Raw genomic sequence first — 9,210 nt, forward strand, 5'->3', positions numbered from 1 at the left:
TTCAACGTGCGCCCGGCACCTGCCGGGCGCTTTCCCAACCGCCGCCCAAGGCCAGGAACAGGTTGATCTGTTCCATGGCCACCTGAGTGTTCGCCGCCGCCAGTTGGCCACGCACATCGGTGTAGGTGCGCGTTGCCTGCAAGTCCGCCAGGAACGACGCGCGGCCGGCTCGGAAAAACTGATGGGTCTGATCCGCCGCCTGCTGCGCCGACCGCTCGGCGTCGGCCAGGGCATCGCGACGCTGCAGCAAGGCGGCGTATTGCGCAAGCCCCGTCTGGGTCTCGCGAATGGCGTTGAGCACCACCCCATCGAAATTGGCCAGCGCAGCCTGGGTCGAAGCTTCGGTCTCGCGAATCCGTGCCCGGGCGCCGTTGGTGGGCACGTTCCAGTTGATCAGCGGGCCGATGCCCCAGCGATTGGTTGCCGGATGCCCGAGGTCATCGAGAATACCCACCGTGCCGACCGTGGCGCCGATGCTGATGTCCGGGTACAGCTGACCGGTGGCCACGCCAATGTTGGCGGTGGCCGCCGCCAAGCGGCGTTCGGCCTGGCGGATGTCGGGACGACGCTTGAGCAGCGCGGCGCCATCGCCCACCGGCATCAGCTGATTGATACGCGGCAGCTCGGCGCAGCTGGCCACGTCGGCAGGCAGCTGTGCGAGGGGTGTAGCCAGCAGCATCGATAATTTGTACAGGCCCGCCTGACGCGATGCCTGATAGCGCGGCAGCTCCGCGCCCAGGGACTTGTATTGGGTTTCGGAGCGCGTGACCTGGGTTTCGTCGCCACGGCCGGCATCACGCAGACGCTGGGTCAGTTGCACGCCTTCCTGCTGCAATTCAAGCGAATGCCGGGCGATCTCGTATTCTTCGTTGGCCGCGCAGACCTGGGTATAGGCGCGTACCACATCGGCTACCACGGTAATGCGCGCCGTATCCGCCGCGGCCTGGGTGGCGTCGGCGTTGGCGCGTGCCGCCTCGATGCCGCGCTTGAGCGTCCCCCACAGGTCGAACTGGTAGGACAGATTGATGGACGCGCTGCCCAGGTTATCCACCGGCAGCTTTTCGGTCAGCAGGAACGCTTCGCCCGATTCCTGCACACGCTGCGCCTCGGCCTTGGCATTGAAGTCGAAGCCGCCTTCGGCCTGGGCCTGCTCGATCTGCGCACGGGAGCGGGCAATGTTCGCCGCCGCCACGCGCAGGTCAGTGTTGGACGCCATGGCCTGGCGCACCAGCGCATCCAGGCGAGGGTCGTGGTACAGCTTCCACCAGTCCTGCGGGACCGGCGCGGACACCACATTGCTGTCGCCTTCGGCCAGCGAGCCCGGCAAATCGGCTCGATTGAGCGCCGCCTCCTCAGGGGTATGGTAGTCGGGTCCGACCATCTGGCAGGCCGACAACAGCAGCGCCGCCGCGAGGGCGGAAAGACGCAGGGCCTTGCTCATTGCGCCGCTCCCGCCACCACACCGTCTTCGATGATCGACACCGTGGCCGTGCGGCCGGCGATCAGGCGATAGCCCTCGGGCAGGTTTTCGAAGGCGATGCGCACGGGAATCCGCTGCGCCAGGCGCACCCAGCTGAAGGCCGGGTTGACGTTGGGCAGCAGGTTGCTGCCACTGCTGCGATCGCGGTCTTCGATGCCGGCCGAGATGCTCTGCACCCGGCCCTGCAGACGGGTGTTGTCGCCCATCATGCGAATGTCCACGGCCTGGCCGACGTGAATCACGCCCAGTTTGGTTTCCTCGAAATAGCCATCGATATGAAACGAGGTGCCATCCACCACGGCCAACACGGCGCGGCCTGCGGTGACGAACTCGCGCGGGCGTGGCGCGCGGTCGTTGATGAAGCCGTCCACCGGGCTGCGGATCACCGAGCGATCGAGGTTCAGTTGCGCGGCATCCACGGCGACCTGGGCTTCGGACAACGCAGCCAGGGCACGCAATTGCCGCGACTGGCTCTCTTCGAGCTGCTCGCGGGCGACCAGGTTGCCCAGGCCACGGTTGCGCCGCAGTTCGCGCTCGGCCTGGGCCAGGGTTTCCTTGCGCTCGGCCATGCTCGCCTGGGCCTGACGCAGGGCCAGGCGGAAGCGATCCTGATCGATGGTGAACAGCACGTCCCCGGCCTTGATCGGCTGGTTGTCGTGCACGTTGACGTGTTCGATCAGGCCGGACACGTCTGGCGCGATCTGGATGATGTCGGCGCGCACATGACCGTCACGGGTCCAGGGCGCATACATGTAGTACATGACCATGCGCCAGACGATGAACGCCGCCAGGCACACGAACAGCAGGGTCAAGACCAGGCGGCCAAAGGTAAGGATCGGTTTTTTCATAGCATCAGGCTTCGACAGAGAGCGTCCACCGCGCCGAGCAGCACAGCGTAGAGAGCGACGTTGAAAAGAGCCCGGTGCCAGACCAGGCGGTAGAAATGCAGGCGGTTGAGCACGCCATGCACCAACAGAAACAGGCCGTAGGTGAACACCATCATCACCAGCACGGTGGGCAGGAAGATCCCGCTGATATCCAGTTCACCAATCACAGCGGTGCTCCATCGATGCCATGCGGCAGTTGTTCGGCGGCCTCGCCTGCCTCGGTGACCACTTCGGCACCCGGCAGCAATGCCAGGCGCAGGCCGCTCAAGGCATGCAGCAGATGCTCGCGCGCCTCTTCGGCCTCGCCCATGGCCTGCACCGTCAAGCCACGGCGCGCGCGGTCCATGGTCATGAGCAGACCCATCGGGGCAGGCAGGCGTTCACCGGCTTTGCGACAGGCCTGGAAATACCCGCCCACCTCTTCGATCACCTGATGCAGCAACGGCTGTACGGCAGCCGGCACACGCGGGCTGTAGGCCTGCATGTCGAGCAGGTTCAGCGCCACGCGGACATCGCGCAGTGCCGCGCTGGTGTCCTGGCCGGTCATGGTCAGGCGTGGCAGGTGCTGCATCAGCCGGTCGAGCATCTGCACGCCCATCGCGCGCTGTTCGGCCAGGCTCGCCGGACGGGTGATGTGCACCACATCACGCCAGCTGAACCGGGTCAGGCGCTTGGCCGCCAGCTCCACGCCGAAGGGCCGCACCACCAGGGTCCAGACGAAGGCGAACAACAGCCCCACCGGACCGGCCAGGTTGCTGTTGGCGAAATTCATGAAGTCCGCGTCGTAGGCGCCCTGAATGCTGATGAAGGACGAGGTGTTGACGATGGTCAGCAAGGTGCCGAGGAAAAACCGCGGCTGCACGGTCAAGGTACCGACGACGATGAAGGGCACCGAGAAGGCCAGCACCAGCATCGGAAAGTCATGCAGGTTGGGCAGCACCAGGAACAGGTAGAGGCTGGCGAACACCACGGACATCACGGTCCAGAAGAAGAATCGGTAGATCTGCGGTGCGGGGTCGTCCATGGCGGCGAAGAAGCTGCAGGCCACCGCGGCCAGGATCACGGCACTGGCGCCGTCGGTCCAGCCCAGCAGAATCCACAACACCGATGCGACGATGATCGCGGTGACCGTGGAGAACACCGAATACAGCATCAGCCCGCGGTCCAGAAACGGCTTGAGTCGTCCCAGCCGCCAGTGCCGGTAGACTGCTCGCCACGGCAGGCGGCTGTCGGTCTTGATCGCCAGTTCCAGGCTGCGCAGGTCCTGCCACAGGTCGATCCATTCGCCCAACCGGTACACCGCATTGGAAAACATCAGCTCGCGGCGGTCGTCCAATTGCTCGGGGCTTGGCCGCAGGGCGTGCAGCTCATCGCGCAGCGCTTGCCAGCGGGCCTGATCGGGGTCGTCCACGCTGTCCTTGAGCCATTGCCGGGCCGATGCCATGACCGGCGCCAGGCGCTCTACCAATTCGGGGGTGCGGCGCTCGATGGCGAACAGCGCGTCATCCAGCGCATCGATAACCGGCAGCAGGTGGATCATGCGCCCGCGCAGCTCCCTGGCATTGCGCACCAGCTGTGGCCGCGCCCCTTCGTGGGGAAGCTGGCCGATCATCATCTCCAGCGAGTTGAACGTGCCGACCATGGCCGAACGTAGCGGGCCGACTTCCTCGCCTTTGACGTCCCGCGCCAGGAAGTGATCGCTGTAGCCGGCGGCATCCTCGAACCACTTGCCAGCGGCACCGACGAACACCGGCGTGAGCCGGCGCGGCCAGAACATCGCGCCCACCACGGCGGCGCAGACGATACCCAGGCAGATCTCCTGAAAGCGCGAGCTGGCGATGTCGAACACCGCCGTGGGATTGTCCACCACCGGCAGGGCGATCAACGGCAGGGTGTAGCCCGACAGCATGAAGGCATAGCTGTTGGCAGTACGCAGGTGCAACGACAGGTACAACAGGGTGCCGGTCCACAGGGCAATCACCGTGGCCAGCAGAAACGGCGTCTGCACGAACAGCGGCACGAACAGCACCGCCGCCGCAGCGCCGGTGAACGTCCCCACCGCACGGTACACCGCCTTGGAACTGGTGGGGCCGACGAAGGGACTGGAGACGATGTAGACGGTCGCCATCGCCCAATACGGACGCGGCATCTGCAGGATCATGGCGATATACAAGGCGATCATCGAGGCGGCGAAGGTGCGTACGCCGTAGAACCAGTCCCGGGCTGGGGGCACATCGCTGAAAAAGCCTTTCACGGGTAATCACCCGGCGTGCCCTGTCCCGCTTCCTCGAATGCCCGCACCACGCGCAATGCCGCTTCCAGGTCCGCCGGAGCGATGTCCTTGAGCACTTCGCGACGCAGGCGCACCAATTCACCCTCGATGGACTCGGCCAAAGTGCGGCCGCTGGGGGTCAGGCTCAAGGCCTTGGCGCGACGGTCGGTGGGGTCTTCGGTTCGTACCACGAAACCGGCGCTGCACAGTTGGTCGAGCAGGCGAACCAGTGAGGGGCTTTCCAGGCCAGCGGCCTGCGCAACCGTGACCTGGCGGACACCGTCGCCCAGGCGCACGATCAGTAACAAGGGCACGGCGCAGGCTTCGGACACACCATAGTTGGCCAGGGTGGCCTGACAGATTCGCCGCCAGTGGCGCGAGGCAACCACCATGCCGCTGCTGATGTTCAGCTGGAGCTTGTCGATATTCATCGGGAAGGTGCGAATATTCATAGTTTGCTAACTATCTATATTCGCGGAACGGAAACATTTCGTCAAGAATGCCCGACCGAATGCAATCAGCTGTAGGAGCGGTCATCGGCCGCGAAAAACACGCCGCAGGGTGTCAGACATACCCCACACACTCTTCGCGGCCGCTGACCGCTCCTACAGTGGAACGTGAGCGGCCGCGAACGGGTGAATCCCTACCGCTCGTGCAATGCCTCGGCGCGGGACTTGATGATCGGCTTGAGCAGGTAGCTCAGCACGCTCTTCTTGCCGGTGATGATGTCCACCGAAGCCACCATCCCGGGAATGATCAGCAGCGGCTTTTCATCGGAGCCCAGATGACTCTTGTTGGTCCGCAGCTTGATCAGATAGAAGGTGTTCTTCTTCTCTTCATCCTGCACCGTGTCGGCGCCGATCTGTTCCAGAGTGCCTTCCAGACCGCCGTAGATGGTGTAGTCATAGGCCGTGAACTTGATCATCGCCTTCTGCCCAGGATGCAGGAACGCGATGTCCTGAGGACGAATCCGCGCCTCCACCAGCAGGCTGTCATCCAAAGGCACGATCTCGGCCATGTCGCTACCCGGCTGGATCACCCCACCGACCGTATTGACCAGCACCTGCTTGACGATCCCGCGCACTGGCGAGGTCACCATGGTACGGCTCACCCGATCTTCCAGCCCCTTGGCCGTGGCCTGAGTCTTGGCCAGATCGGTACGCGCCTCGTTCAACTGGGTCAGCGCTTCACTGCGGAACTTGCCGCGGGTCTCGTCGATCTTGCGCTGGACCTCGCCAATCGCCGCCTGTGCACGCGGCACCGCCAGCGTGGTGCCGTCGAGCATGCCGCGGGTTTCCACTTCCGAACGGCGCAGACGCAGCACTTCGACGGGCGAAATCGCGCCCCTGGCCACCAGCGGTTCCGACATGCTGATTTCCTGGCGCAGCAGGTTCAGGCTGTTGCGGTACTGCTCGGCCTTGGAGGTGAACTCACGCAGCTCCTGCTGACGCTGCACCAGTTGCTGCTGCAAGCCGCCGACTTCATCGGCCAACTGCTGGCGACGGCTCATGTACAGCGACTCTTCGTTGGCCGCCTGGCTGGGCACTGACTTGCGCGCCTGGGCGGTGATGTTCAGCGGCCGGTTTTCCACCTCGGCACTCAGCCGCTCCACGCGCAGCTCCATGGCCACACGGTCGGCTTCGGTTTCGCCGACGTTGGAAGCGAAACGCGTGTCGTCCAGGCGAATCAGTGGGGCGCCCGCCTCGACGATCTGTCCTTCCTTGACGTAGATCTGGGCAACGATACCGCCCTCCAGGTTCTGGATTTTCTGGATGCGTGAAGAAGGAATCGCCTTGCCGTCGCCCTTGGTCACCTCGTCGATCACCGCAAAGTGCGCCCAGGTGAGCAGAAACACGAAAAACGCGATCACGCCCCAGATGGTCAGGCGCACGATACGCGGCGCATCGTCGATCAGCGCCTTTTCGACCTCGGGCAATGGCTGGCCATCGAGCGAATCGGAGCCCTTGAAGTAACGCACCAGGGAATTCTTGAAGCCGCCGGAGGAGGATTTAAGCAACACTGATCTGCCCCTTCTTCAACGCTTCCATGACGGCAGCCTTCGGCCCGTCCGCCAGAATCTGCCCACGGTCGATCACCAGCAGGCGGTCGACCAGGCTCAGCAACGACGCACGGTGGGTAACCAGAATCACGGTCTTGTTCTCGATGACGGCTTGCAGGCGCGCTTTCAGGCGCTCCTCGCCGGTGTTGTCCATGGCGCTGGTGGGTTCGTCCAGCAAGAGAATCGGCGGGTTGAGCAACAGCGCCCGCGCCAGCGCCACGTTCTGCCGCTGACCGCCGGAGAGATTCTGCCCGCGCTCGCCGACCTGCAGTTCATAGCCCTGCGGATGCAGGCGGGCGAACTCGTGCACACCGGCCAGTTCGGCGGCCTGCAGGACCATCTCGTCATCGACGTAGCGGGGCGCCCGACACCAGGTTGTCACGCAAGGTACCGGCCAGCAGCTGGATGTCCTGTGGTACGTAGCCGATGTTGTGGCGCAGCTCGCTGACATCGATCTGGCGAATGTCCACGCCATCGACCAGCAGCGAGCCGGCGTCAGGCTGGTACAGCCCTACCAGCAGCTTGGCCAGCGAGCTCTTGCCCGAGCCACTGCGGCCGATGATGCCGATCTTCTCGCCGGGGCGCACGGTCAGGTTGATGCCGTGCAGCGCCTGGTTCTGCTGGTTCGGGTAAGTGAAGTCGACGTTGCGGAACTCCATGGCCCCCTGCAGCACCTGGCGGCTCATCGGGCGCTCGTCGAAGTTGCGCTCCTGGGGCAGTTCCATCATCTGGTCGACCGAGACCATGGTGACCTTGGCCTGCTGGTAACGGGTCAGCAGACCGGACAGTTGCGCCAGTGGCGCCAGCGCGCGGCCACTCAACATGTAGCAGGCCACCAGGCCGCCCATGCTCAGGTTGCCTTCGATGATCTGATAGACACCGAAGATGATGATCGCCACACCGGCCAGTTGCTGAATCAGCAAGGTGATGTTCATGGCCAGGCTGGACAGGGTCTTGACCCGCAATTCCAGGCGGCTGAGCGTACCGATGGTCTGCTCCCACTGGTACTGGCGCTCGCTTTCGGCGTTGTTGACCTTGACCGCATCGAGGCCACCCAGGGTCTCGATCAAGCTCGACTGGCGCTCGGCGGCCAGCGCCATGGTGCGCTCCAGGGTCTTGGTCAGGGGCTTCTGCAGGAAATGCCCGATGCCCAGCGCCAGCGGGAACGCGATGATCGGAATCCACACCAGGTGCCCGCCCAGCAAGGCGATAACCAGCAGGATGAGGATGGTGAACGGCAGGTCGATCAGGCTGGTCAGGGTCAGCGACGTGAGAAAGTCGCGCATGCCCTGGAATTCATGAATGTTCTGCGCGTAGCTGCCCACGCGCGCCGGACGGTTTTTCATCGACATGCCGACGATGCGTTCGAACAGCGTGGCCGAGATGATCAGGTCGGTCTTCTTGCCGGCCAGGTCCAGGCACAGGCTGCGCAGCCCCTTGAGCAGCAGGTCGAACAGGTAGGCACCGCAGATACCCACCGCCAGCACCCACAGGGTCGCGGTGGCCTGGTTGGGCACGACGCGGTCGTAGACGTTCATCACGAACAGCGGCGCGGCCAGGGCGATGATATTGATCACCAGGCTGGCAGCGATGGCATCGGCATACAGCCAGCGCGAACGCTTGAGAGTGTCGCGGAACCAGGAATGGGCACGCGGGATCAGCGAGCCATTGGTGACGTCGAACTTGTGCTGCGGTTGGGCGAAAAACACCCGGCCGGTGAAATCCTGCGCCAGCGTTTCACGCGCCACGCGCACTTCACCGCCATCGCTTTCGCTGAGCAGCAATCGCGCGGTATCGCCTTCCCAGCCCAACAGCACGGCGCAGCGCGCGTCCTTGAGCATCAGCATGGCCGGCAGCGCTATGGACGGAATCTGGTCCAAATTGCGTTGCAGCACACGGCCTTGCAGCCCGGCGCGTGCAGCGGCGCGCGGCAGCAGGTCAGCGGTCAGACGCTGCGAGGGCAACGGCAGACCGGTGGTCAGCATCGCCCGGCTGGCGGGCTTGTGATGCAGCGAGCACAGCGTCAGCAGGCCGTCGAGCAACGGATCATCGTGCTGGCTGCGTGGGTCCTGGCTGAGTAGTACCGAACTTAATTCCGAATCCACGCTGACACTCTCTTATCGCTCATTGAACACCTCGACCCTATCAGGATCAGTTCATCCCGCCTGGTCTGGCAGCGGTTTGGGTTGCATTTGCACAAGGGATGCCAGCGTACACGCTGGTCGCTGGCTTCGCATGAGCTCGTTTGGCAAACGGATGCACGGCGAGTCGGGCAACCGCGATAGCCAAGGGGTGTGTTTCATCGCTGATTCAATCCGACCGGCGAGGGTAGCCGTTTCGCCAATCAACGGTCGGTGGTCATTCGACACTCCGTAACCCGGTGAAAAATTTTCTTCAATCAACACAAAGAGTTAGCGGTTATTACTTGCGTACCAACAATTACGAACTTTCCGTTTCGATGTTTGTCCATCCATCCATGTCGCTTGCCTGACATATACCGGCAAGCCTGGAC

At 63.8% G+C, this 9,210-nt stretch carries 6 protein-coding genes and 1 pseudogene; all 7 read right to left on the reverse strand.

What is annotated here, in order from left to right; genetic code table 11:
• Position 1 precedes the first annotated feature (1 nt).
• Positions 2-1,441 carry an efflux transporter outer membrane subunit gene (locus tag ABMD26_RS10945; RefSeq protein ID WP_354309485.1) on the reverse strand — a complete coding sequence of 480 codons (1,440 nt, stop codon included), beginning with the start codon at positions 1,439-1,441 and terminating at the stop codon, positions 2-4.
• Positions 1,438-2,328, reverse strand: a complete 891-nt coding sequence (locus tag ABMD26_RS10950; protein WP_122743817.1) for an efflux RND transporter periplasmic adaptor subunit — start codon at positions 2,326-2,328, stop codon at positions 1,438-1,440. Before ABMD26_RS10950 ends, ABMD26_RS10945 begins: the two co-directional genes overlap by 4 nt.
• On the reverse strand, positions 2,325-2,534 hold the full coding sequence (locus ABMD26_RS10955; RefSeq protein WP_354309487.1) for a DUF1656 domain-containing protein: 210 nt from the start codon (positions 2,532-2,534) through the stop codon (positions 2,325-2,327). Before ABMD26_RS10955 ends, ABMD26_RS10950 begins: the two co-directional genes overlap by 4 nt.
• Positions 2,531-4,621, reverse strand: coding sequence for an FUSC family protein (locus ABMD26_RS10960; protein WP_320522775.1), 2,091 nt, complete (start codon positions 4,619-4,621; stop codon positions 2,531-2,533). The genes ABMD26_RS10955 and ABMD26_RS10960 overlap by 4 nt, the downstream gene beginning before the upstream one ends.
• Positions 4,618-5,070 carry a MarR family winged helix-turn-helix transcriptional regulator gene (locus ABMD26_RS10965; RefSeq protein WP_192092371.1) on the reverse strand — a complete coding sequence of 151 codons (453 nt, stop codon included), beginning with the start codon at positions 5,068-5,070 and terminating at the stop codon, positions 4,618-4,620. The genes ABMD26_RS10960 and ABMD26_RS10965 overlap by 4 nt, the downstream gene beginning before the upstream one ends.
• A gap of 212 nt (positions 5,071-5,282) precedes the next feature.
• Positions 5,283-6,659: an HlyD family type I secretion periplasmic adaptor subunit gene (locus ABMD26_RS10970; RefSeq protein WP_134722709.1), complete on the reverse strand. Its 1,377-nt coding sequence runs from the start codon at positions 6,657-6,659 to the stop codon at positions 5,283-5,285.
• A pseudogene (locus ABMD26_RS10975) lies at positions 6,649-8,803 on the reverse strand (type I secretion system permease/ATPase). The gene ABMD26_RS10970 and the pseudogene ABMD26_RS10975 overlap by 11 nt, the downstream one beginning before the upstream one ends.
• Between the last annotated feature and the right edge of the window lie 407 nt (positions 8,804-9,210).

The sequence above is a fragment of the Pseudomonas sp. PvP001 genome (assembly GCF_040546375.1).
GTDB classification, from domain to species: Bacteria; Pseudomonadota; Gammaproteobacteria; order Pseudomonadales; family Pseudomonadaceae; genus Aquipseudomonas; species Aquipseudomonas coleopterorum.